We start from the raw sequence: 22,147 nt of genomic DNA, 5'->3' as shown, positions 1-22,147 counted from the left end.
TCTCGGGCCAGCTTTCGGTATTTCACGCTACGCACCGCTTTTGACGGGGCGCTGAATCACCGATAACTACCGGAAATGAAGGTCTGGCATGGCAAGAAGCCCGCAGAAACTGGAAATGTTGCGCTTTGTCGAGAAAGGACAGGCCTATCCCGAAAAGCGCGCGCCCGAGCTCCGCGCCGAGGATTTTCAGGAAATCGCCGACAAGTATGCGCCGGATACCGCCGCCGAACAATCCGCCCGCTGCTCGCAATGCGGCGTGCCTTATTGCTCGGTCCACTGCCCGCTGCACAATCATATTCCCGACTGGCTCCGCCTGACCGCCGAGGGCCGGCTGCGCGAAGCCTATGAAATGTCCAACCTGACCTCGACCATGCCGGAAATTTGTGGCCGCATCTGCCCGCAGGACCGACTCTGCGAAGGCAATTGCGTGATCGAATTTTCCGGCCATGGCGCGGTCACCATCGGCGCGGTGGAAAAATATATCACCGATACCGCCTGGGAAGAAGGCTGGGTCGAACCGCTGCAACCGGGGCGGCCGCAAGGTCAGTCGGTCGGCATCATCGGTGCAGGTCCGGCCGGGCTAACGGCAGCCGAATATCTGCGCGTCGCCGGCTATGAGGTGCATGTCTATGATCGCCATGACCGCGCCGGCGGGCTGCTGACCTACGGCATCCCGGGCTTCAAGCTCGAAAAGCATGTGATCATGCGTCGGGTACAGCGGCTGAAGGACGGCGGCATCGCCTTTCACGAAAATTTCGAGGTCGGCAGGGACGCAAGCCTGGACGAACTGCGCAGCCGGCATGACGCAATCTTGGTTGCCACCGGCGTCTACGAGGCGCGCGCCATCCAGATGCCGGGCGTCGGCGCACCCGGGGTCGAGGAAGCGCTCGATTTCCTGATCGCCTCCAACCGCAAGAGCTTTGGCGACACGGTCCCCGATTTCGACAACGGCCGCTATAATGCCGAAGGAAAGAATGTCGTCGTCATCGGTGGCGGCGACACGGCGATGGATTGCGTCCGCACCTCGATCCGTCAGGGCGCCAGATCGGTCAAATGCCTCTATCGCCGTGACCGCGCCAACATGCCGGGTTCACAGAATGAAGTGCGCAATGCCGAGGAAGAAGGCGTGGAGTTCGTCTGGCTCTCTGCGCCGAAGGCGGTCGAGGGCACCGATCATGTCACCGCCGTCCGGGCAACGCGCATGCGGCTGGGCGCGCCCGACGCCAGCGGTCGCCGTTCGCCGGAAGTCGAACCGGACAGCGATTTTACCATCAATGCCGATCTCGTGATCAAGGCGCTCGGCTTTGATGCCGAGGATCTCCCGGGCCTGTTCGGCTATCCCGATCTCGCGGTCACGCGCTGGGGGACATTGCGCGTCGATCACAAGTCGATGATGACCAATCTGGACGGGGTGTTCGCCGCCGGCGATATTGTCCGCGGTGCCAGCCTGGTGGTGTGGGGCATAAGGGACGGCCGCGATGTAACCGAACATATGCACCGGTTTCTCAAAGCGAAAAAACAGAAGGAAAAGGTGGCGGCATGACGACGACGGGATTTTTTCGGGGCGTGCCCCTGCTGGCGCTGGCGCTGGCGTTGGCGCAGACGCCTGCGGCGGCCCAGACCGGCGACGCATCCGCAATATCCGCCAGCGCGTCCGCTCATTATGAAGCCGCCTACAAGATGACCAGCCTGTCCATTGGCGGGGTTCTGCTGAGTCCCGAAATCAAGCAACTGATGCGCAAGCAGCTCCTGGAAGAATTTGCCCAAAACGAGGATTTCCAGACGCTGGAGCATGATTACCCGGGGATCGCCAACGCCGTGGTCGATGTTGTTTTGCCGGTCTCCGTGAAACATACCGAGCAAAATACCCCAGCGCTGATCGAACGGCTGGCGAAGCTCTATGCCGCGGAAATGACGTCGGAGGACATTGCAGTGGCGACCGCATGGTTCTCCAGCCCTGCATTTTCCCGTCTCAGCGCGACGATGGAGTCGAATCTGGATCTGTCAGAGATCATCCGCGGGTCGTTAACCGACACCAACAGACAGGTGAGCGGTGAAGATCTGGACAATATGGAGCGCAACAGCGCCGCCCGGTCCTCGTCGGATATGGCATTGGAGGACCGCGCTGCCATGATGCGGTTCTCCGGGACATCCGCCTATGCCAAGCTTGAAGCACTAAAGCCCCGGTCCCAGATGATCGAGACCGAATGGACCAACGAGGAACATTCGGAGCAGATGGCCGAACTGGATGAGGCAGCGATATCGTCGATCGAAGCGTTTACCAATCTGGATTTGCGCAAGTGACCCGCCGCCGAGCACCATATAGGATCCTGTCCGCCCTGGCCGGATCTGTGCTTTGGATCGGGGCTCCGGCTTCGGCAGCGCCGCCCGCGGCCCCAGAAGAGATGCCGGCGAGCGCGGAAGCCGCCAGCCCCGAGAGGCTGGCCGCTGCCCGGGTCACGGTCGATTATCTGTTCCCGCTTGGCACCTATCAGCGGATGATGAAGGGCACGATGGATCAGCTGATGGACAGCATATTGTCGCAAACCTTCGAGCGCCCGATGGCCGAGACGATGAAAGGCTATGGCCTTGAAGACAAAACGCTCGATGGGCTCGGCGAGGCGTCGTTCAAAGACTTGTTGACCAAGCGCGACCCGCATTTCGAGGAACGGATGAAAATATCCACGCGCGTGATGATGGACGAAATGGTCGACCTGATGACGACCATGGAACCGGCCCTGCGGGAGGCACTGACCAAGATTTACGCGCGCAAGTACACGGTGCCGCAACTCGGCGAGATGAACCGGTTTTTCGCTACCGAAACCGGCTCTGCCTTTGCCCGCGACTATATGATGGTCTTTGTCGATCCTGAAATGATGCAGTCGATGATGGGCATGGTCCCGGCGATGATGGATGCGATGCCGGAAATCGTCGGCAAGGTCGAAGCAGCGACCGCGCATCTGCCTGCCCCCGCACAGCCGCCGGCTGAAGAGCTGGAAGACACGCTTCCGGACGGCACGGAAGCCGCATCCGGTGATGACGGGGATGCCGCGTCGGCGCCCGAAAACTGGTCGGACGAGGATCGCGAACGGGTTGAACGGCTTGGCAGTGCGTCTGACGAGTCCCTGCAGCAATATTATGAGGCCATTGAAGCCGCCGAGAGCAATGCCCGGGCGCGACGGCAGAAGGACCAGTGATGACTTACAATTTTCCCACCCCCGAGCACGAACGCCTCGCCCGCGAAGGCATGTACCGGCCCGAGTATGAATCCGATGCCTGCGGTGTCGGTCTGGTTGCCGCGACCGATGGCAGGGCGTCGCGGCGCGTGGTATCGTCTGCGATCGATGCGCTGAAGGCGGTGTGGCATCGGGGCGCGGTCGACGCCGATGGCAAGACCGGCGACGGTGCCGGCATCCATGTCGACCTGCCCGAGCGCTTCTTTGACGACGCAATCGCCGACAGCGGCCACAAGGTCCGCCCCAATCGGCTGGCCGTGGGCATGATCTTCCTGCCGCGCACCGATCTCAATGCGCAGGAATCCTGTCGCACCATCGTCGAGGCCGAGATCATCGAAGCCGGCTACACCATCTATGGCTGGCGTCAGGTGCCGGTCGATGTCTCGGTGATCGGCCAGAAAGCCCAGAATACCCGGCCGGAGATCGAGCAGATCATGATCGCCGGCCCGATGCCGGACCGGCAGGACGCTCGCGAATTCGAGAAAAATCTCTACCTGATCCGCCGCCGGATCGAAAAGAAGGTGATCGCCGCACAGATTCAGGATTTCTACATCTGCAGCCTGTCCTGCCGCTCGATCATCTACAAGGGCCTGTTCCTCGCCGAATCCCTGTCGGTCTTTTATCCCGATCTCACCGACGAGCGGTTCGAGAGCCGGGTGGCGATCTTCCACCAGCGCTATTCGACCAACACCTTCCCGCAATGGTGGCTGGCACAGCCGTTTCGCTGCCTCGCCCATAATGGCGAGATCAACACGATCCGCGGCAACAAGAACTGGATGAAGAGCCACGAGATCAAGATGGCCAGCCTCGCCTTCGGCGACCATAGCGAGGATATCAAGCCGGTGATACCGGCGGGTTCGTCCGACACCGCAGCGCTGGACGCCGTGTTCGAGACGATCTGCCGTTCCGGCCGCGATGCGCCGACCGCCAAGATCATGCTGGTCCCAGAGGCCTGGCAGAACAACCCGGATATCGACCCGGCGCACCAGGCGATGTACGAATATATGGCGAGTGTCATGGAGCCGTGGGACGGCCCGGCAGCGCTGGCAATGACCGACGGCCACTGGGCGGTGGCCGGGGTCGACCGCAACGCGCTGCGCCCGCTGCGCTATTCCGTTACCGCCGACAACCTGCTGATCATCGGCTCCGAGGCGGGTCTGGTCGTGGTTCCGGAAAGCCAGATTGTCGAGAAGGGCCGGCTCGGCCCCGGCCAGATGATCGCGGTCGACCTGGATGCCGGCCAGCTGCTCAAGGACCGCGAGCTGAAGGACCGGATCGCCGCCGAGGAACCCTATGCCGATCTGGTCAAGGGGTTCCTGACCGTCGACGATTTGCCGCCCGCCCCCGATGCCATCGGCATGGGCTTTTCCAGGGAGGAACTGATCCGCCGGCAGACCGCCGCCGGCCATACGCTGGAAGATATGGAAATGATCCTCGCACCGATGGTCGAGGATGCCAAGGAAGCGGTCGGATCGATGGGCGACGACACGCCGCTGGCAGTGATCAGCGTCAAGCCGCGGCAGGTCAGCCATTTCTTCCGCCAGAACTTTTCCCAGGTCACCAACCCGCCGATCGACAGCCTGCGCGAGCGGCATGTGATGAGCCTGCGCACCCGCTTTTCTAATCTTGCCAATATCCTGGAACAGGACAGCCAGAACGAGGACGTGATGGTGCTGGAAAGTCCGGTGCTCAGCTGCGCCCTGTGGGAGCGGCTGAAGCTCGGCTTTGGCGATGCCGTCGCGCAGATCGACTGCACCATGGGCACCAGCGGCGGGGCGATCGAGCTGCGCGATGCGCTGGCCCGGATCCGCGCCGAGGCCGAACAGGCGGTGCGCGCCGGCAAGACCGAGATCTTCCTGACCGACGAGGATATCGACGAGGACCGGATGGCAATCTCGATGGTGATCGCGACCGCGGCGGTGCACACGCATCTCGTCCGCAAGGGGCTGCGCTCCTATGCTTCGGTCAACGTCCGCGCCGCGGAATGTCTCGACACCCATTGCTATGCGGTGCTGATCGGGGTCGGCGCGACGACGGTCAACGCCTATATGGCGGAGGCGGCGATTGCCGACCGCCATGCGCGCGGCTTGTTCGACCAGCTGTCGCTCGAGGCCTGTCTCGAACGGCACAAGAAAGCGGTCGACGACGGGCTGCTCAAGATCATGTCGAAAATGGGGATCGCGGTGATCTCGAGCTATCGTGGCGGCTATAATTTCGAGGCGGTCGGCCTGTCGCGGGCTTTGTGCAACGACCTGTTCCCCGGCATGCCGACCAAGATTTCCGGCGAGGGCTATGCCTCGCTGTTCATCAACGCCCAGGAAAAACACGAGGCGGCGTTCGAACCGGCGATCGTGCGGCTGCCGGTCGGCGGCTTCTACAAGCAGCGCGACGGCGGCGAGGCCCATGCCTATAGCGCCCACCTGATGCACCTGCTGCAGACCGCGGTCGCGCATGACAGCTATTCCTCCTATCTGCAATTCTCGCAGGCGGTGCGCGAGCTGGAACCGATCTATCTGCGCGACCTGATGGAATTCAACTACGCGCCGGTGCCGGTGCCGATCGACGAGGTCGAGGCGATCACCGAGGTGCGCAAGCGGTTCAACACGCCCGGCATGAGCCTCGGCGCGCTCAGCCCCGAGGCGCACGAGACGCTGGCGATCGCGATGAACCGGATTGGCGCTAAGTCGGTGTCGGGCGAGGGTGGCGAGGAAAAGCGGCGCTACACGCCGTTCGAAAATGGCGACAATGCCTCCAGCCCGATCAAGCAGGTCGCCTCCGGCCGCTTCGGCGTGACCGCCGAATATCTCGGCGCCTGCGAGGAGATCGAGATCAAGGTCGCGCAGGGCGCCAAGCCCGGCGAGGGCGGCCAGCTGCCCGGCTTCAAGGTCACCGAATTCATCGCCAAGCTGCGCCACTCGACGCCCGGCGTCACCCTGATCTCGCCGCCGCCGCACCACGACATCTACTCGATCGAGGATCTCGCCCAGCTGATCTACGATCTCAAGCAGATCAACCCGCGGGCGCGGGTCTGCGTCAAGCTGGTGTCTTCGGCCGGGATCGGAACGATCGCCGCCGGCGTCGCCAAGGCCCATGCCGATGTCATCCTGATCTCCGGCAATACCGGCGGCACCGGGGCGTCGCCGCAGACCTCGATCAAGTTCGCCGGCACGCCGTGGGAAATGGGGCTGAGCGAAGCCAACCAGGTGCTGACGCTGAACGGGCTGCGCCACCGGGTCAAGCTGCGCACCGACGGCGGTCTGAAGACCGGCCGCGACATCGTCATTGCCGCGATCCTCGGGGCCGAGGAATTCGGCATCGGCACGCTGAGCCTGGTAGCGATGGGCTGCATCATGGTCCGCCAGTGCCACAGCAACACCTGCCCGGTCGGGGTCTGCGTGCAGGACGAGAAGCTGCGCGCCAAATTCACCGGGACGCCGGAGAAGGTGATCAACCTGATGACCTATATGGCCGAAGAAGTCCGGGAGATCCTGGCACGGCTGGGCTATCGCTCGCTCGGCGAGATCATCGGCCGCACCGAATTGCTGCGCCAGGTCAGCCGCGGCGCGGAACATCTCGACGATCTCGACCTCAACCCGATCCTTGCCAAGGTCGACGCCAGGGACAGCGAACGCAGCTTCAACCTCGACACGCCGCGCAACGAGGTGCCGGACAGTCTCGACGCCGAGATGATCGACGATGCCAGGCCGGTGTTCGAACGGCGGGAGAAGATGCAGCTCACCTATACGGTGCGCAACACCCACCGCGCCGTCGGCACCCGCTTCTCGGCCGAGATTACCGCCAAATACGGCATGAGCGTGCTCAACGAGGACCATGTCCATATCCGCCTGCGCGGGTCGGCGGGGCAATCGCTCGGCGCCTTTCTCTGCCAGGGAATCACGCTGGAAGTGTTCGGCGATGCCAATGACTATGTCGGCAAGGGTCTGTGCGGCGGCAAGATCGTCGTCCGCCCGATGGTCAGCTCGCCGCTAGTCAGCCAGGACAACACGATCATCGGCAACACCGTGCTCTACGGCGCCACCTCGGGGCAGCTCTACGCTGCCGGCCAGGCCGGCGAACGCTTTGCCGTGCGCAACAGCGGCGCCGACGTCGTGGTCGAGGGCTGCGGCGCCAATGGCTGCGAATATATGACCGGCGGCAATGCAGTGATCCTGGGACCGGTGGGCAATAATTTCGGTGCCGGCATGACCGGCGGCATGGCCTTCGTCCTCGATCAGGACGACCAGTTCGGCAAGATGGCCAATGGCGATAGCATCATCTGGCAGCGGCTCGACAGCGCTCATTGGGAAGCGCATCTGCACGCGCTGATCGAGCGGCACCGACAGACCACCGACAGCAAATGGTCCGAATCGATCCTGCGCGACTGGGACCGCTGGCGCGACCGCTTCTGGCAGGTCTGCCCGAAGGAAATGGTCCACCGCATTGACCATCCGCTCTCGGACAAGGAGGCGATCGAGGCGGCGGAGTGACCAGCCGGCGGAGGCTCCTGGCCTTGCTCGGCCTTGCCGGACTGGGCGGATTGCTGCATCGTGAACCGGCAGCCGCTTTTACCAAGGGAACCCGAGCCATGAGCAAAATCACCCCCAATTATCTCGAGATGAAGGCCGCCGACCTGCCCGCCAGCAAGGCGTTTTACGAGCGGGCCTTCGGCTTTGCCTTCACCGACTACGGCCCGGACTATGCCGCGGTCGAGGGCGGGCCGGTGCAGATCGGACTGGCCGCGGGGACCGAGCCGGTGGCGCCGATGCCCACGTTCGAAAGTGACGATCTGGAAACCGCGCTGACGCAGGTCAGGGCCGCGGGCGGGGAAATCGTCAAGGAGATTTTCGCCTATCCCGGCGGCCGACGCTTCGAATGTCTTGATCCGTCGGGCAACCGGCTGGCCATCTATCAGCCGGGCTGACCCGTCAATCCGGCGGCCTGCCACATTATCTGCGATCCGGTTGATCAAGCCTCTTTCCCCGGCGCCCATTCGCGATTAAGCCGGACTCATGTGGCAGTTGTACCAATTCCCCCTATGTCCGTTTTCCCGTAAAGTCCGCTTGCTGCTGGGCGAGAAGTCGGTCGCCTATGAACTGATCCGCGAATCGCCATGGGATCAGCGCGACGACTTTCTGGCGATGAACCCGACCGGCCGCACCCCGGTGATGAAGCATGTCGAGCGCGACATCTGCCTGGTCGACAGCACGGCGATCTGCGAATATATCGAGGAGACCGTCGAAAAGGTGCCGATGATCAACGGCACCGCGATCAACCGGGCGGAAATCCGGCGGCTGGTGTCATGGTTTGACGAGCAGTTCTACGGTGATGTCACGGCCCCGATGCTGCACGAGCGGATGCACAAACGGCTGGTCCGGCGCGAACCGCCCGAGGCCAAGGTGCTGCGCGAGGCAATGCGGCGGGCCAATTCGCATCTCGACTATATCGACTATCTGATCGACCACCGCAGCTGGCTGGCTGGCGCGACGATGAGCCTCGCCGATCTGGCCGCGGCCGCGCAGATTTCCGTCGCCGACTATCTTGGCGCGATCGACTGGACCGGGCACGAACAGACCAAGGCCTGGTACGCCATGTTCAAGTCGCGCCCGTCGTTCCGTCCCTTGCTGTCCGAACGCATGGAAGTGATCGCACCACCGGCGCATTACGAGAAGGTCGACTTCTAGATTCACCATGGCCTGCTTCGTCATTGCGAGCGCAGCGAAGCAATCCAGGGCATCTTGTGCCGCTCTGGATTGCTTCGTCGCCTTCGGCTCCTCGCAATGACGGCAGTTTGTCCAGATTCTACACTGGCTGAATGAAATAGGTACCAAACAAGTTCAGGATGACGGTGCTTTCACTGATACGGATTCCGGATTCGGGTCACTGGGCCCGGACCACCGTCATCAGATAATTGAGCGCCAGATTGTCCGATATCGAGAAGCCGCTGGCAGGGCTGTAGGAGATGCCGCTGGTGTCGATCACCTGCAGCCCTGCCTCGCCGAGCATCGCTTCCATTTCTTCCGGGGTGATGAACTGCTCGTGATGATGTGTGCCGCGCGGGATGCGTCCGGTCAGCTCGGCCAGTTCGACCAGCATCAGCTTCGACAGGGCGGTGCGATTGGGGGTGGAGAGGATCATCAGACCATCATCCGCCATCGCTTCCGCCAGACCGTCGACAAAAGCCTGCGGATCATCGACATGTTCGATCACCTCTAGCGAGGTGACCAGATCGAAACCGCGACCGGCGAAATCCTCGATCGCCTCGCAGCGATAGTCGATGACCAGCCCCTGCGGGTCGGCATGGGCCTGCGCCGCAGCGATATTCTCCGGTGCCGCATCCAGTCCCGTCACGTCCGCACCCAGGCGGGCCAGCGGCTCGCACAGCAGCCCCGCACCGCATCCGACATCCAGCGCCCGTTTGCCGGCTAGCGGTTTTAACAGGCTGCTGTCGCAATGAAAATGCAGGTCGATGGCGTCCCTGATATAGCCGAGACGCACGGGATTCAGCCGATGCAACATCGCCGAAGACCCCTTCGGATCCCACCAGTCGGCGGCCAGCGCCCCGAAATGCGCGGCTTCTTCTGGCCTGATGGTGCTGCTACTTGCCTTTGTCATGTCCCCTCTTTATCAGGCTTTTCAATCCTGTTCAGGCCCTTTTTATCGAAAGTTTATCCGACAGCAGCATGGCACGCATAGTGATGAAATTTGGCGGCACCTCGATGGCCGGAATCGACCGGATCCGGCGGGTGGCGCAGATCGTGAAACAGCAGGCCGATGCCGGCCATGAAGTGGCGGTGGTCGTGTCGGCGATGGCCGGCGATACCGACCGGCTGGTCAATTTCTGCCGCGAGGCGAGTTCGCTCTACGATGCGGCGGAATATGACGTGGTCGTTGCCTCTGGCGAGCAGGTGACATCCGGCCTGCTGGCCATTGCCCTGCAATCTCTCGGGGCCCGGGCACGCAGCTGGCTGGGCTGGCAGATGCCGATCCGCACGGTCGAGGCGCACAGCAAGGCCCGGATCGATTCGATCGATGGCGCCGCCCTGATCGCAGCCATGCAGAGCGGCGAGATCGCGATCATCCCGGGGTTCCAGGGACTCAGCGAGGACGGCCGGGTCACCACGCTGGGGCGCGGCGGATCCGACACCAGCGCGGTCGCCATAGCCGCCGCGGTCAAGGCCGACCGCTGCGACATCTATACCGATGTCGACGGTGTCTATACGACCGACCCGCGCATCGTGACCCGCGCCCGCAAGCTGAACAAGGTGACGTTCGAGGAAATGCTCGAACTGGCCAGCGTTGGCGCGAAAGTGTTGCAGACCCGCTCGGTCGGGCTGGCGATGAAGGAAGGGGTGCGGATCCAGGTCCTGTCCTCTTTCACCGACGAGAATACCAACTGGACCGCCGACGACCTGCCCGGCACGATGATCGTGAGCGAAGACGAAATGGAGATTGACGATATGGAAGGCCAGCTGATTACCGGCATCGCCCATGACAAGAACGAATCCAAGATCACCCTGACCCGGGTGCCGGACAAGCCCGGCGCCGTGGCCAATATTTTTGCGCCGCTGGCCGAGGCCGCGATCAATGTCGACATGATCATCCAGAATGTCGGCCGCGAGAAGGGCGAAACAGACGTGACCTTCACCGTGCCGACCGCCGATCTCGACCTGGCGATGCAGGTGCTGGAAGGCGCCAAGGACAGCATCGGCTTCAACCGCCTGATCCCCGACAGCAATGTTGCCAAGATATCGGTGGTCGGCGTCGGCATGAAGAGCCATGCCGGTATCGCGTCGACGATGTTCAAGGCGCTGGCCGATCGCGGCGTCAATATCCAGGCGATCACCACCTCGGAGATCAAGGTCAGCGTGCTGATCGAGGAAGACTATACCGAACTGGCACTCCGCGTGCTGCACACCGCCTACGGCCTGGATGCCGAAGACGCGGCATGATCATTTTCCCTCCTCTGCAGGGGGATGGACCAAGGGAGCGGATGTCGAGCAGACCCCCTCACGCACCCCTCTCCCCTGCCGGGGCAGGGCTTTTGAAAGAAATTCAATGACCCAATCTCCACTGTCCCATCTCATGCAACGCGGTACCGATTTCCTCGGCTGCGAGACCGCGATCATGTGCGGGGCGATGTCTTGGGTGTCGGAGCGCCATCTGGTCAGCGCGATTTCCAACGCCGGCGGCTTTGGCGTGATTGCCTGCGGCGCGATGACGCCGGAATTGCTCGACACCGAGATCGCCGAGACGATGAAACGCACCGACAAGCCATTCGGCGTCAATTTGATCACCATGCATCCCGACCTGATGGACCTGATCGCGATCTGCGGGAAACATGGCGTGACGCATGTCGTGCTGGCCGGCGGCCTCCCCCCCAAGGGCAGCCTCGAAGCAATCAAGGAAACCGGTGCCAAGGTCATCTGCTTTGCCCCGGCTCTCTCGCTGGCAAAAAAATTCCTCCGCTCCGGCGTTGACGCCATCGTCATCGAGGGCATGGAAGCGGGCGGTCATATCGGGCCGGTCTCGACCTCGGTGCTGGCGCAGGAAATCCTCCCCGAGATCGCCGAGCAGCTGCCGGTGTTTGTCGCCGGCGGCATCGGCACCGGCGAGATGATCGCGGCCTATCTCGAAATGGGTGCCAGCGGCGTCCAGCTCGGCACGCGCTTTGTCTGCGCCCATGAATCCATCGCCCATCCCGATTTCAAGAAAGCCTTCATCCGTGGCAATGCCCGCGATGCGATCACCAGCGTCCAGGTCGATCCCCGCCTGCCGGTGATCCCGGTGCGGGCGCTGAAGAACAAGGGCACCGAGGAGTTTACCCGCAAGCAGATAGAGGTCGCCAAATTGCTCGACTCCGGCGCGATCGAAATGGGCGAAGCACAGCTGCAAATCGAACATTTTTGGGCGGGAGCGCTCCGGAAAGCGGTGATTGATGGCGATATTGAACATGGAAGCGTCATGGCCGGGCAATCGGTCGGCATGGTCAAGGGGGAGGAATCCGTGGCCGAAATTATCAAATCCCTCGTGGACCAGGCGGAAACGGCGCTCGCCCGATAGCGTTCAACCGTCTTGCCTGAACCCCGGCGCTTGGGCATAGCGGCGCCATGGCCGAACAAGCTTCCAATTCTTCCAATCCGGGTCCTGCCGAGCCGCCGGAAACAACCGGTCAAGGCCGCTACAACCAGGGCCTCACGCCGCTGCATCCGCCGCACAAAAGCCTGATCCGGATCCGCATGGTGATGCGGTCGCTGGTCCTCCTGGCGCTGGCGCTGGCCGCAGAGATTGCGTTGCAGGTTCAGATGGGCATCCGTCCGGGATTCCTTCTGATCCCGGTGTCGTTGCTCGCCCTGGTCCAGGTGCTGGCCCTGCCCGGCCGCATCTACCGCCGCTGGGGCTATGACATGGGCGACGGGCAACTGCGGGTGCTGCGCGGCTATCTCTGGCGCACCGACACCATCGTCCCGTTCAACCGCATCCAGCATATCGACGTGGCGCAGGGCCCGCTGCAGCGGCTGTTCGGCCTGTCGACCCTGATCGTGCACACCGCCGGAACCCATAATAGCATCGTCACCCTTCCCGGGCTCGCCACCGTCGATGCCGAGGATATGCGCGAGACGATCAAGGGCCATATCCGCAAAGACATGATATGAGCGACCCGGCTGACACTGGCGCAGCCGAGGCCCCGCCATTCCGGCGCCTGCACCCGCTGAGCATCATCCTGAAATCCGTCGGCGCCCTGGGCCAGAATCTGTTCGCGATTGTCGTTCTCCATTTCAGCCTGTTCGACCAGAATATATTCTACACGGGGCTCGCGGCGCTTGCGCTGATCGCGCTGGTCATTGGAGTCACCGCCCTGATCTGGTCGCGCTTCACCTATCAGGTCACCGGGAAGGAAATCCGGATCAAGAGCGGCCTTGTCAACCGCAACAGCCGGTCGATCCCGTTCGACCGCATCCAGGATGTCAGCCTCGAGCAGAAGCTGGTCAGCCGGCTGCTGGGGCTTGCCACAGTGGCGCTGGAGACCGGTTCCGGCGGCGGCGAGGACGGCCAGCTTGACGCGCTGGCGATCGCGGATGCAGACGCGTTGCGCGATACGATCCGCGACTACAAGGCAGGACAGGTTGCCGAAGCGGCATCGGCCGGCGACGGCGCGGGTGACAACACGAGTGACGGGGAGACGCCGGCGCTGTTCGCCATGGACAACCGCCGTGTTCTGATCGCGGGTCTGTTCAACTTCTCGTTCGTGCTGCTGGCGGTGCTCGGCGCGCTGGCGCAGAATTTCGACTTTCTGCTGCCCGACGGGTTTTTCGATCCGCGCCGCTGGCTCGACGCCCTGCCGGAACGGCAGACGATCGACGGCTTCAGTTCCCTGGCAAGGATTGGCGGGGCGCTGGGGGCGATCGTGGCGCTGGTTGCCGTCGGCCTGGCCAGCGGCATCGTCCGCACCTTTGTCCGGGATTATGATTTCCGGCTGGAGCGGGTCGACCGCGGGCAGCCCGGTTTCCGGCGACGGCGCGGGCTGTTCACGCTGACCGACATGGTGATGCCGATTCACCGGGTGCAGGCGGCCATCCTGCAGACCGGGCCGGTGCGCGAGCGGTACGGCTGGTTTCACCTGAAGTTCAGCTCGCTAGCCGCTGACGCCGGCGGCGAGACCGACCATAGTGCGGCACCCTGCGCGACACTGGCGGAGATTGACCCGATCCTGGCGGACAGCGGGATTGATCCGCCCGCCGCTGGTCAGGCCTTCATGGCCGTAGATCCCGCCTTCTGGTGGCGACGGGCGCTGCTCGTGCTGTTGCTGCTGGGCGCGCTCGCGGCGGGAGGCGGACTGTTCTTCCATCGCGGGCTGTTTGCGCTTGTCCTGCTTGCGCTGCCAGTGGCGGCACTGCTGTGGCTTGGCTGGCGCCACCACCGCTATGCGCTGACCCAGCGGCAGCTGTTCGTGCACAGCGGCTGGTGGCGGCGGCGGCTGGTTATGCTGCCGCGGCGGAAGATCCAGACCGTCGATGTCAGCCAGTCGCCGCTCGACCATCCGCTGGGCCTGGCAACGGTCACGATCGGCATCGCCGGCGGCTCGGCGATGCGGCCGCTGATGATCCGGGACATTGATTTTGCCGCGGCGATGGATTTACGCGAGGCGCTGGTTACACTCCAAGATCGGGCTTGACTATGGCCGCCAGATATCCTCGATAGTTACCAACGATATTTTCGGGGAGACGATAATGCTGAAGTCAAGATTTGCCCTGCTGCTGCCGCTGGCGCTGCTGACCCCCGCGCCGCTGGGCGCGCAATCCGGTGCCAGCCAGCAGTCCGCCGACCAGCGATCCGAGGCGCTGCACCGGATCATCGACGATTACTGGGCCTATCAGCTCGAGCAATATCCCGAATTCGCTTCCTCGCTGGGGATCGACGATCCGGTCGGGCGGGTGAGCGATGCCAGCCTCGCAGCCGAAGACCGGCGGGTCGAAAAGGCCAAGGCCTGGCTGAAGCAGCTCGATGCAATCGACACCGCGACGCTGAGCGAGGACGATAAGACCAATCATGGTATCCTGCGCCGGTCGCTGGTTGAACAGGTCGAAGCGAACGGCTTTGGCCAGCGCGCGATCAACTTCACCAACCGCGGCGGCTGGCACCAGAATTATGCCAGCATGCAGAACAACCTGCCGTTCCGCAACGCGCAGGACTACCGAACCTACATCAACCGGCTGAAGCAATATGCGGCGATCAATGACCAGTCGATCGCGGTCGCCAATACGGCCCTAGCCGGCGGCTTTGTCCAGCCCTGCGTGTCGATGGAAGGCTATGAAACCAGCATTTCCGGACTGCTGACCGAGGACCCGAAAGACTCGCGCTTCTATCAGCCGTTCACCCGCAAGCGGCCCGAATCGATCGATGCGGCGACTTATGCGGCGCTGGCCGATCAAGCAGCCGAGACCATCGAAACCGTCATCAATCCGGCGGTACGGCAACATCTCGCCTGGTATACGACAAGCTATGCGCCGAAATGTGCCAAGGCCCCTGGCATCTCGGCGCAGCCCGGCGGCGCGAAATATTATGATTCCCGCATTCGCCAGATGACCACCACCGAAAAGACGGCGGACGAGATCCACAAGATCGGTCTCGGCGAGGTGGCGCGGATTCGCGCCGAGATGGTCGCCGTCTCGAAGGAAGCGGGCTACGATACCCGCGAGGCCTTTATCGAGCATCTGCGCACCGACCCGCAATATTATGCCAAGACGCCCGAGGAGCTTATGGAGAAGGTCGCCCGGGTCAACAAGATCATCGACGGCAAGATGCCATCGGTGATCGGCAAGCTGGCGCGGCTGCCTTATGGTATCAAGGAAATACCGGCGGAGACGGCGGAAGGCACGACCACCGCCTATTACAATCCCGGATCGCCCGATGTCGGTATCGCCGGCTTCTACTATGTAAACACGTCGAAGCTCGACCAGCGGCCTTTCTGGGAAATCCCGGCGCTCAGCGTGCACGAGGCGGTGCCCGGCCACCACCAGCAGATCGCGCTACAGCAGGAGCTGGACATGCCCGACTTCCGCAAGCACGGCGCGTTCTTCACCGCTTTTGTCGAGGGCTGGGGGCTCTATTCGGAGCGGCTCGGGATCGAGATGGATCTGTATGACACGCCGGCAAAGAACATGGGGCGACTGTCCTACGAAATGTGGCGCGCCTGCCGGCTGGTCGTCGACACGGGCATCCACAGCAAGGGCTGGAGCAAGCAGCGGGCGATTGATTTCATGACCGACAACACCGCGCTTAGCGCGGCCAATATCGAGGCAGAGGTCAACCGCTACATCAGCTGGCCCGGCCAGGCGCTGGCCTACAAGATGGGTGAACTGAAGATCCGTGAACTGCGCACCAAGGCAACCAGCGAACTGGGCGAAAAATTTGACCTGCGCGAATTCCACGATGTCGTGCTCGGTCAGGGCGCGGTGCCGCTCGACATGCTCGAGGGACAGGTAAACCGCTGGATTGCAGCAAAAAAGGCGGGCTGATCAGTCCTCGTCGGGGCCGGGCGTTTCGTCCGCTCCCGGCGGCACGGCCAGGTCATCGACCGCTTTTGTTTCCGCATCCGTCGCATCCAGCCGCTCGCGGGCGGCTTCGGCAGCGGCCTCGCGCGCTTCGCGGTCGGCTTCGATCTCCAGCTGCCGCTCTTCCACGGCATCGGCTTCGGCATCGATCCGGGACAGACGGTTCTGGCGCTCTTCCTCGATCAGCTGGCCCCAGTTGACCGTGTCGTCGATGCCCTTTTCGGCATAGGCCTGACGCAGCAATTGCTGGGTGCAGCCGGTAAAGCCGCCAGCACCGGTGGGTGAGCAGCTGCTAGTTCCGGATTTCCCGACATATTCATAAGCGCGCACGCGTTCCGACCAGGCCTGGTTCTTCGCCTCGCCCAGTTCGCCGCCGCGCAGCGTTTCGGGAATGCGGTAGCGCTCACCCTCGTCCTTGCGCGCGCAGACGACAATTTCGTTCTCGCTGCTCTGCGGGCAGGGATCATCGCCGTAGATCACGAGCTGGTTGACCCGGTCGCCGGCCTGGTCCTGGGCCTGGGCCGGGACTGCCAGCATGCCAGCGCCCGACAGCGCGGCGGCGGAAAGGAGAAATTTCTTCATCATGCTCATTCCTTTGACGGCACCGGCCTGAACCGGCGCTGAAGCGGGGTCGCTCCCTAAATGCGTTTCGACAGCCCGATCGCCACCCGGCAACCCAGCCGGATGGCAGCGCTCAACACCGAATAGCCGGGTGCATCTTCCGCGCCCGATGCGATCGCCGTTGCCTTATGCTCCAGTTCCTCTTCGCGAAACTCCGCAATCATACGGGTCAGTTCCGGATCATCCTCGGTTTCCAGGGCATCCAGCTGCTCCCGGTAATGCTGGTCAATCTCGGTTTCCACCGCAGCCGTACAGGCCATCGCCGCTCGGGGGCCAAGCGCGGCGGTGGTCGCACCCAGCGCGTAGCCCGCCATTTTCCAGAACGGCTGCAGCGCCGTCGGACGAACCCCGCGATCGGCAATCATCCGGTCGAACGCGTCCAGATGGCGCTGTTCCTGTTCCGCCATATGGTGGATCGCGCTGCTGTGTGGCGCATCGTCACCCATTACCGCGAGCTGACCCTTGTAGATTTGCGCTGCGCCATATTCACCGGCCTGATTAACCCGGATCATGGAGGCGATATCGGCCCGTGCCCGTCCCAGTCCCGTCTCAGCCATGATTGCCATTCCTCCTGCCTTTTGCCGCCAGAGCCAAAATGGCGATAGCGCCGCCGGCCGACAAGAGGAAATTATAGCCTGCCAGCGAAATGCCGAACAGCGACCATGGTGCCACATCGCAGCGAACCAGCGGCGCGTTCATGATCGAATCGAGCAGGTCACCCCCTGCCGGCAGATTGGTGGAGCAGGACGTGAACCCTTCCCACCAGCCATATTCCACTCCGGCGTGAAAGCCGCCGATCAGTCCGCTGATCAGGACCGAAAGGGCTGCGGCGATGACCAGCGTCCTCGACCCCGGGCGTGACCGCAGCGCCAGCGCCAGCAGCGCGAAGACAATGGCGGCGAGGTGCGGCCATCTTTGCCACATGCACATCTCGCAAGGATAGAGCCCGAAGACATACTGGCTGACCAGGGCACCGCCGAGCAAGGCTGCGGGCAGCAGCAGCGCCAGCCAGCGGGCGGTGGGGAGCGATGCCATCGATCGACCCTAGTTTTTCGCGACCACGGTTTTCCTGGCAGATTTCTTCGCCGCCTTGTTCATCGCAACCTTCAATCCTTCCGGTCCGAGGCGGCCTATCGTTTGCAGCGCATAGTGCAGTTGGAAATCTTCCACGCCCTGTTCCTTCAGTTCTTCCGCCGTCTGCGTGAAGCGAGGATCGTCCTTGCCATCCTCCTCGATGATATCGTCCTTCAGCTTGACCTCGTTGATCAAGTGACGACGCAGGTCGGATTCCCGGAACCGGGGACGCGTCTTGTAGTCGGGATCGGACAATTGCGGGACATTGATGTCGGGTTCGATCCCGCCTTCCTGGACCGACTTGCCCGACGGCGTGTAATAGCGCGCGGTGGTCAGACGCAGGGCGCTTTCATTGGACAGCGGCAACAAGGTCTGGACCGAGCCCTTGCCGAAGCTTCGCTCGCCCATCACCAGCGCACGGTGGTGATCCTGCAGCGCTCCGGCCACGATTTCGGAGGCGGACGCCGAGCCGGCGTCGATCAGTACGATGATCGGCAATCCGCCGGTGGCGTCGCCGCTCTTGGCAAAATAGCGTTCGATGTCGGATTTTGCCCGTCCGCGCTGCGAAACGATTTCGCCGCGGGTCAGGAATACATCGGAGACCGAAACGGCTTCATCGAGCAGGCCGCCCGGGTTGGAACGCAAGTCGAGAATATAGCCCAGCGGCTTCTTGCCCAGCGATTTGTCGATGCCGACGATGGCGGCGGTAACATCGGCGCCGGTATCGCTGGAGAAGCTGTTGATGCTGATTACGCCGATCTGGTCCTTCACCTCCCAGGTGACGGGCTTGAGATCAATGATCGCGCGCTTCATCGAGACGTCAAACGGCTTGTCGCGGCCAGGGCGGACGATGGTGATGGTGATCGGATCGCCCGGCCTGCCGCGCATTTCCTCGACTGCTTCGTCGAGCGTGCCGCCGTAGATTAGCTCGCCGTCGATATGGGTGATATAGTCGCCAGCCTTGATGCCAGCCTTGTCAGCCGGCGTGTCCTTGAATGGCGCAATCACCTTTACTGCCCCATCCTCCAGCGTCACCGACAGGCCCAGCCCGCCGTAATTGCCGTCGGTCTGCGTCCGCAGATTTTCAAAATCGCGGGCGTCGAGAAAGCTGCTGTGCGGATCGAGGCTGCCCAGCATCCCGTTGATCGCACCCTTGATCAGGTCCGCATCATCGACTTGGTCGACATAGTCGTTCCGGACCCGCTCGAAGACGCTCATGAACTGCTCCATCTCGCGATAGGTGTTCGCATCGACAGCGGAAATCGCCGAAGTCGTCGCGGGCAGAAGCGCGACGGTGAGAACCAAGGCGGCGGCTTGCAATGCGGGCTTTTTCATCAATATTGTCCTGTCGGTCTTATTCGGTCACAAATATAGGCTGGAATCGCGTCTAAAGCAAAGGAGCTTAACCAATAATGACGCCCTGTGTCGACGAACAACGCTTTTTGGAGCCCTTTTGCCGGCTCACCCGATCAGGGCAGCAATATCGATCGGCCGGCCATGGCGGCGCAGTTCGACCGTGACCGTCGGATCATCGGACCCGGACTGCCCGACCGGCGCGCCCTGCACCACCCGGTCACCCACCGCGACACTGCTGGTTGCCATATTGGTGATCAGGCTGGTCCAGCCCCCTTCATGCTCGATGATCAGGATATTGCCATAGCCGCGATAGCGGCCCGCATAGGCGATCCTGCCCGCCGCCGGCGCGACGATTTGCGCCCCGGCATCGACGGCAAGGGTAATCCCGCGCGACCGATAGCCGCTGTCGGATATCTCGCCGAGCCCGGTGACAATTTCTCCGACGACCGGAAGACGATAGGCATTGGCAACATCTTCCGTCTGCGGTGACAAAGACACCTCAGCGCGGCCCCCTTGCCCGGGTCGCGGGACGGGGCCGTCCAGCGCCGCCAGCGATTCCCGAACCGCGCCGCTTTCGCGGATTTGGTCCATCAGGTCCAATATGTCGCGCGCTTCCTCGCCCAGCGCCAGCGCCTGCTCCTGCTCGAACCCGGCATCGCTGGAAAATTTCGCTGCCTCGATCCGCTCGCTGGCTTCGAGGCCGGCCAGTTGCCGCCGCTGTTCGGTCAGGCGCCGCTGGCTTTCATCAAGCGAGGCAATGGCGCGCGCGGCTTGCTGGCGCAGCTGTTCGCCTTGGTGCACTTCATCGCGGAGGCTGGCGGTGCGCCGCTCGATTTCCGGCATCACGGCGGACAGGATCGAACGCATGTAGATCAGTTCGTCGAGCGAGCGCGGCTCGACCAGCGCCAGTGCCGTCGGCTTGCGCGTCATTATCTGCAGCGCCGCCGTCAGCCGGATCATCGGCCCCTGCTTTTCGGCGAGCCGTTCGCGCTGGCGCTGCTGCAGACGATCAACAATGGCAATGCGCGTCCGGGCCGCCTTGATGTCGGCTTCTGCAGCCTGGATCCGCGCAGCGAGCGCGGCCGCCTGGCTGGCGATCCGGTCGGCGTCATTGCTCGCCGCCTCGGCCTGCCGGAGCAGGGCGACGCTGCGCTGCCGGGCGCGTTCGGACTGCTCGCGTGCAGACAGCAGGCTGCGTTGCTGCTCCGCCAGGCTGGGCCCCGAGGTCTGTGCGGAGAGCAGCGCCGCACCGGTGGTGGCGAACGCGAAACATCCGATCAGGACCAGGACCTTGCGCATCGCCGCCGTCATCCTTCCCGGTGATAGGGATGGCCAGCGATGATCGATGTCGCGCGGAACAGTTGCTCCGCCAGCATCGCCCGGGCCATCATATGCGGCCAGGTGGCCTTGCCAAAGGAAAAGAAATGATCGGCGCTGGCGCGCTCTTCGGCGCTGAGGCCGTCGGCGGCCCCGATCAGGAAGCGGGCCTCACGGGTGCCGGTGTCCCGCCAGCCGGAAAGCAGGCTGGCAAATTTGCCGGAGGTCCAGTTGTCGCCGGTTTCGTCCATGGCGATAATCCTGGTCTCGCCCTGCAGCTTGGGTGACTTGCCGCCCTGGTCCGGCAACTCGCTGATCTTCACCTCCCAGGCAATCCGCTTGAGATAGCGGTCGACCAGTTCCGCTTCCGGACTGCGGCCGATCTTGCCGCGGGCGACGATATGCAGCCTCATCGCCCTGCGATATCAGGCTTCGACGACTTCCGGCGCTTCGCCTTCCTCGTCAACCGCCCACATCCGCTCGAGATTATAGAAGGTCCGCACTTCGGGGCGGAACAGATGCACGATCACGTCACCGGCATCGATCAGCACCCAGTCGGCATTGGCCAGGCCTTCAACCCGGACGGTGCCACCGGCCTGCTTGACCCGCTCGGCGAGTTTCTGCGCGATACTCGCCACCTGCCGGGTAGAGCGTCCTTCGGCGATCACCATATGGTCGGCGATATTGCTTTTCCCGGCGAGCGGGATCGAGACGATGTCCTGCGCCTGATCATCGTCGAGCGATTTCATCACCAGCGCGTGGAGCGCATCGGACTCCGCCTTGCCTTCCTCGGAAGTGGCGGATTTCAGAACTTTTACCTTCGGTTTCGTCAACGTAAATCCTAATCTTCTGGGCCAATCAGCCGATGGGTCACCGCGTCCCTGACGCGGCGGTCCTCATATTGCTGGTGCCAATGGGGCCGGGCCATCCGGATCGCGGTGGCCGAGCGGGGGTCGGGACGATAGCGCAGGAATGTCAGCGCCGGCGTACTCCAGCTGGTCCAGTTACCACGCTGGCCCGCGGGGTGGACGAAGCGCCGCAGCCAGGCCATTGCGGGAGCCGCAAAAGCATCGCCATCATAGCCGGGTCTCGAAATAACTGCAATCGGCAATAATCGGGCTATTTTTCGCCAGTCTTTCCAGCGGTGGAACTGGGCCAGATTGTCGGCCCCCATGATCCAGACAAACCGCCGCTTCGGGTAGCGGCGGACCAGCTTGCGCAGACCATCGTACGTGTAGCGGGTGCCGAAATCCCGCTCGATCGCGGTCGGCCGGATACGGCTGCGCCGCGCCATTTTATGCGCCGAGGCCAATCGTGCGGGCAGCGGCGCCATGTCCTTGGCCCCTTGTTTCAGGGGATTGCCTGGCGACACCAGCCACCAGAATTCGTCGAGTTCGAGCTGGTCGATCGCAAACAGGCTGATCGATCGATGCGCCCCGTGTGCCGGGTTGAAGGAACCGCCAAGCAGGCCGGTCGTTTTCACCGGGGTCT

At 63.1% G+C, this 22,147-nt stretch carries 20 protein-coding genes; 11 read left to right on the top strand and 9 right to left on the bottom strand.

Annotation, left to right across the window (positions count from 1 at the left end; genetic code table 11):
- Positions 1-88 precede the first annotated feature (88 nt).
- The 6 genes from V7650_RS04430 (at position 89) to V7650_RS04405 (ending at position 8,917) form a co-directional block, all read left to right on the top strand.
- Positions 89-1,543: an NAD(P)-dependent oxidoreductase gene (locus V7650_RS04430; RefSeq protein ID WP_335655038.1), complete on the top strand. Its 1,455-nt coding sequence runs from the start codon at positions 89-91 to the stop codon at positions 1,541-1,543.
- Positions 1,540-2,304 carry a hypothetical protein gene (locus tag V7650_RS04425; protein WP_335655037.1) on the top strand — a complete coding sequence of 255 codons (765 nt, stop codon included), beginning with the start codon at positions 1,540-1,542 and terminating at the stop codon, positions 2,302-2,304. Before V7650_RS04430 ends, V7650_RS04425 begins: the two co-directional genes overlap by 4 nt.
- Before the next feature lie 101 nt (positions 2,305-2,405).
- Positions 2,406-3,197, top strand: a complete 792-nt coding sequence (locus V7650_RS04420) for a DUF2059 domain-containing protein (protein ID WP_335655036.1) — start codon at positions 2,406-2,408, stop codon at positions 3,195-3,197.
- Positions 3,197-7,723, top strand: coding sequence for a glutamate synthase large subunit (gene gltB, locus V7650_RS04415; RefSeq protein ID WP_335655035.1), 4,527 nt, complete (start codon positions 3,197-3,199; stop codon positions 7,721-7,723). Before V7650_RS04420 ends, gltB begins: the two co-directional genes overlap by 1 nt.
- Positions 7,724-7,821: 98 nt before the next feature.
- Positions 7,822-8,157 (top strand): VOC family protein, encoded by a 336-nt coding sequence (locus tag V7650_RS04410; RefSeq protein ID WP_335655034.1) that lies wholly within the window; start codon positions 7,822-7,824, stop codon positions 8,155-8,157.
- Between the two features lie 88 nt (positions 8,158-8,245).
- Positions 8,246-8,917: a glutathione S-transferase family protein gene (locus tag V7650_RS04405; protein ID WP_335655033.1), complete on the top strand. Its 672-nt coding sequence runs from the start codon at positions 8,246-8,248 to the stop codon at positions 8,915-8,917.
- A gap of 196 nt (positions 8,918-9,113) precedes the next feature.
- Here the strand turns inward: V7650_RS04405 and ubiG are convergent, their stop codons facing one another.
- Positions 9,114-9,848, bottom strand: a complete 735-nt coding sequence (gene ubiG / locus V7650_RS04400; protein ID WP_335655032.1) for a bifunctional 2-polyprenyl-6-hydroxyphenol methylase/3-demethylubiquinol 3-O-methyltransferase UbiG — start codon at positions 9,846-9,848, stop codon at positions 9,114-9,116.
- A 68-nt stretch (positions 9,849-9,916) separates the two neighbouring features.
- Between ubiG and V7650_RS04395 the strand changes: the two genes are divergently transcribed.
- The 5 genes from V7650_RS04395 to V7650_RS04375 all read left to right on the top strand — a co-directional run bounded on the left by V7650_RS04395 (position 9,917) and on the right by V7650_RS04375 (position 16,252).
- Entirely contained in the window at positions 9,917-11,185 is a 1,269-nt protein-coding gene (locus V7650_RS04395; protein ID WP_335655031.1) for an aspartate kinase, read from the top strand.
- 106 nt (positions 11,186-11,291) lie between these two features.
- The gene (locus V7650_RS04390; protein WP_335655030.1) at positions 11,292-12,296 is read left to right on the top strand and encodes an NAD(P)H-dependent flavin oxidoreductase; all 1,005 of its coding nucleotides are present in this window, start codon (positions 11,292-11,294) and stop codon (positions 12,294-12,296) included.
- A 47-nt stretch (positions 12,297-12,343) separates the two neighbouring features.
- Positions 12,344-12,889: a PH domain-containing protein gene (locus V7650_RS04385; protein WP_335655029.1), complete on the top strand. Its 546-nt coding sequence runs from the start codon at positions 12,344-12,346 to the stop codon at positions 12,887-12,889.
- Complete coding sequence (locus tag V7650_RS04380; RefSeq protein WP_335655028.1) at positions 12,886-14,409, top strand: PH domain-containing protein; 1,524 nt, start codon at positions 12,886-12,888, stop codon at positions 14,407-14,409. The genes V7650_RS04385 and V7650_RS04380 overlap by 4 nt, the downstream gene beginning before the upstream one ends.
- 55 nt (positions 14,410-14,464) lie before the next feature.
- Complete coding sequence (locus tag V7650_RS04375) at positions 14,465-16,252, top strand: DUF885 domain-containing protein (RefSeq protein ID WP_335655027.1); 1,788 nt, start codon at positions 14,465-14,467, stop codon at positions 16,250-16,252.
- Here V7650_RS04375 and V7650_RS04370 read toward each other — a convergent pair whose 3' ends face one another.
- The 8 genes from V7650_RS04370 to V7650_RS04335 form a co-directional block, all read right to left on the bottom strand.
- Positions 16,253-16,873, bottom strand: a complete 621-nt coding sequence (locus tag V7650_RS04370; RefSeq protein ID WP_335655026.1) for a hypothetical protein — start codon at positions 16,871-16,873, stop codon at positions 16,253-16,255.
- A 53-nt stretch (positions 16,874-16,926) separates the two neighbouring features.
- The gene (locus tag V7650_RS04365) at positions 16,927-17,466 is read right to left on the bottom strand and encodes a demethoxyubiquinone hydroxylase family protein (RefSeq protein ID WP_335655025.1); all 540 of its coding nucleotides are present in this window, start codon (positions 17,464-17,466) and stop codon (positions 16,927-16,929) included.
- Positions 17,459-17,944, bottom strand: coding sequence for a disulfide bond formation protein B (locus V7650_RS04360; RefSeq protein WP_335655024.1), 486 nt, complete (start codon positions 17,942-17,944; stop codon positions 17,459-17,461). The genes V7650_RS04365 and V7650_RS04360 overlap by 8 nt, the downstream gene beginning before the upstream one ends.
- 9 nt (positions 17,945-17,953) lie before the next feature.
- A complete protein-coding gene (locus V7650_RS04355) occupies positions 17,954-19,318 on the bottom strand; it encodes a S41 family peptidase (RefSeq protein ID WP_335655023.1) in 1,365 nt (454 codons plus the stop codon).
- A 126-nt stretch (positions 19,319-19,444) separates the two neighbouring features.
- Positions 19,445-20,638, bottom strand: a complete 1,194-nt coding sequence (locus tag V7650_RS04350) for a murein hydrolase activator EnvC family protein (RefSeq protein ID WP_335655022.1) — start codon at positions 20,636-20,638, stop codon at positions 19,445-19,447.
- Positions 20,639-20,646: 8 nt separating this feature from the next.
- Positions 20,647-21,069, bottom strand: a complete 423-nt coding sequence (locus tag V7650_RS04345) for a 23S rRNA (pseudouridine(1915)-N(3))-methyltransferase RlmH (protein WP_335655021.1) — start codon at positions 21,067-21,069, stop codon at positions 20,647-20,649.
- Between the two features lie 12 nt (positions 21,070-21,081).
- Positions 21,082-21,405 carry a ribosome silencing factor gene (rsfS, locus tag V7650_RS04340; RefSeq protein WP_335655322.1) on the bottom strand — a complete coding sequence of 108 codons (324 nt, stop codon included), beginning with the start codon at positions 21,403-21,405 and terminating at the stop codon, positions 21,082-21,084.
- Positions 21,406-21,497: 92 nt separating this feature from the next.
- Positions 21,498-22,139: a nicotinate-nucleotide adenylyltransferase gene (locus V7650_RS04335; RefSeq protein ID WP_335655020.1), complete on the bottom strand. Its 642-nt coding sequence runs from the start codon at positions 22,137-22,139 to the stop codon at positions 21,498-21,500.
- Positions 22,140-22,147 lie beyond the last annotated feature (8 nt).

It is taken from the genome of Parasphingorhabdus sp., assembly GCF_036964565.1.
Lineage (GTDB): Bacteria > Pseudomonadota > Alphaproteobacteria > Sphingomonadales > Sphingomonadaceae > Parasphingorhabdus.
This window is presented reverse-complemented; position numbering and strand designations above follow the sequence as displayed.

Bases quoted from the DNA above. Each gene is read 5' to 3' on its own strand.
- rsfS (WP_335655322.1), bottom strand. From the start codon at position 21,405: ATGAAATCGCTCGACGATGATCAGGCGCAGGACATCGTCTCGATCCCG.
- V7650_RS04345 (WP_335655021.1), bottom strand. From the start codon at position 21,069: ATGAGGCTGCATATCGTCGCCCGCGGCAAGATCGGCCGCAGTCCGGAA.
- V7650_RS04390 (WP_335655030.1), top strand. From the start codon at position 11,292: ATGACCCAATCTCCACTGTCCCATCTCATGCAACGCGGTACCGATTTC.
- ubiG (WP_335655032.1), bottom strand. From the start codon at position 9,848: ATGACAAAGGCAAGTAGCAGCACCATCAGGCCAGAAGAAGCCGCGCAT.
- V7650_RS04385 (WP_335655029.1), top strand. From the start codon at position 12,344: ATGGCCGAACAAGCTTCCAATTCTTCCAATCCGGGTCCTGCCGAGCCG.
- V7650_RS04380 (WP_335655028.1), top strand. From the start codon at position 12,886: ATGAGCGACCCGGCTGACACTGGCGCAGCCGAGGCCCCGCCATTCCGG.
- V7650_RS04410 (WP_335655034.1), top strand. From the start codon at position 7,822: ATGAGCAAAATCACCCCCAATTATCTCGAGATGAAGGCCGCCGACCTG.
- V7650_RS04355 (WP_335655023.1), bottom strand. From the start codon at position 19,318: ATGAAAAAGCCCGCATTGCAAGCCGCCGCCTTGGTTCTCACCGTCGCG.
- V7650_RS04395 (WP_335655031.1), top strand. From the start codon at position 9,917: ATGGCACGCATAGTGATGAAATTTGGCGGCACCTCGATGGCCGGAATC.
- V7650_RS04360 (WP_335655024.1), bottom strand. From the start codon at position 17,944: ATGGCATCGCTCCCCACCGCCCGCTGGCTGGCGCTGCTGCTGCCCGCA.
- V7650_RS04420 (WP_335655036.1), top strand. From the start codon at position 2,406: ATGCCGGCGAGCGCGGAAGCCGCCAGCCCCGAGAGGCTGGCCGCTGCC.
- gltB (WP_335655035.1), top strand. From the start codon at position 3,197: ATGACTTACAATTTTCCCACCCCCGAGCACGAACGCCTCGCCCGCGAA.
- V7650_RS04405 (WP_335655033.1), top strand. From the start codon at position 8,246: ATGTGGCAGTTGTACCAATTCCCCCTATGTCCGTTTTCCCGTAAAGTC.
- V7650_RS04370 (WP_335655026.1), bottom strand. From the start codon at position 16,873: ATGATGAAGAAATTTCTCCTTTCCGCCGCCGCGCTGTCGGGCGCTGGC.
- V7650_RS04365 (WP_335655025.1), bottom strand. From the start codon at position 17,466: ATGGCTGAGACGGGACTGGGACGGGCACGGGCCGATATCGCCTCCATG.
- V7650_RS04350 (WP_335655022.1), bottom strand. From the start codon at position 20,638: ATGCGCAAGGTCCTGGTCCTGATCGGATGTTTCGCGTTCGCCACCACC.
- V7650_RS04425 (WP_335655037.1), top strand. From the start codon at position 1,540: ATGACGACGACGGGATTTTTTCGGGGCGTGCCCCTGCTGGCGCTGGCG.
- V7650_RS04375 (WP_335655027.1), top strand. From the start codon at position 14,465: ATGCTGAAGTCAAGATTTGCCCTGCTGCTGCCGCTGGCGCTGCTGACC.
- V7650_RS04430 (WP_335655038.1), top strand. From the start codon at position 89: ATGGCAAGAAGCCCGCAGAAACTGGAAATGTTGCGCTTTGTCGAGAAA.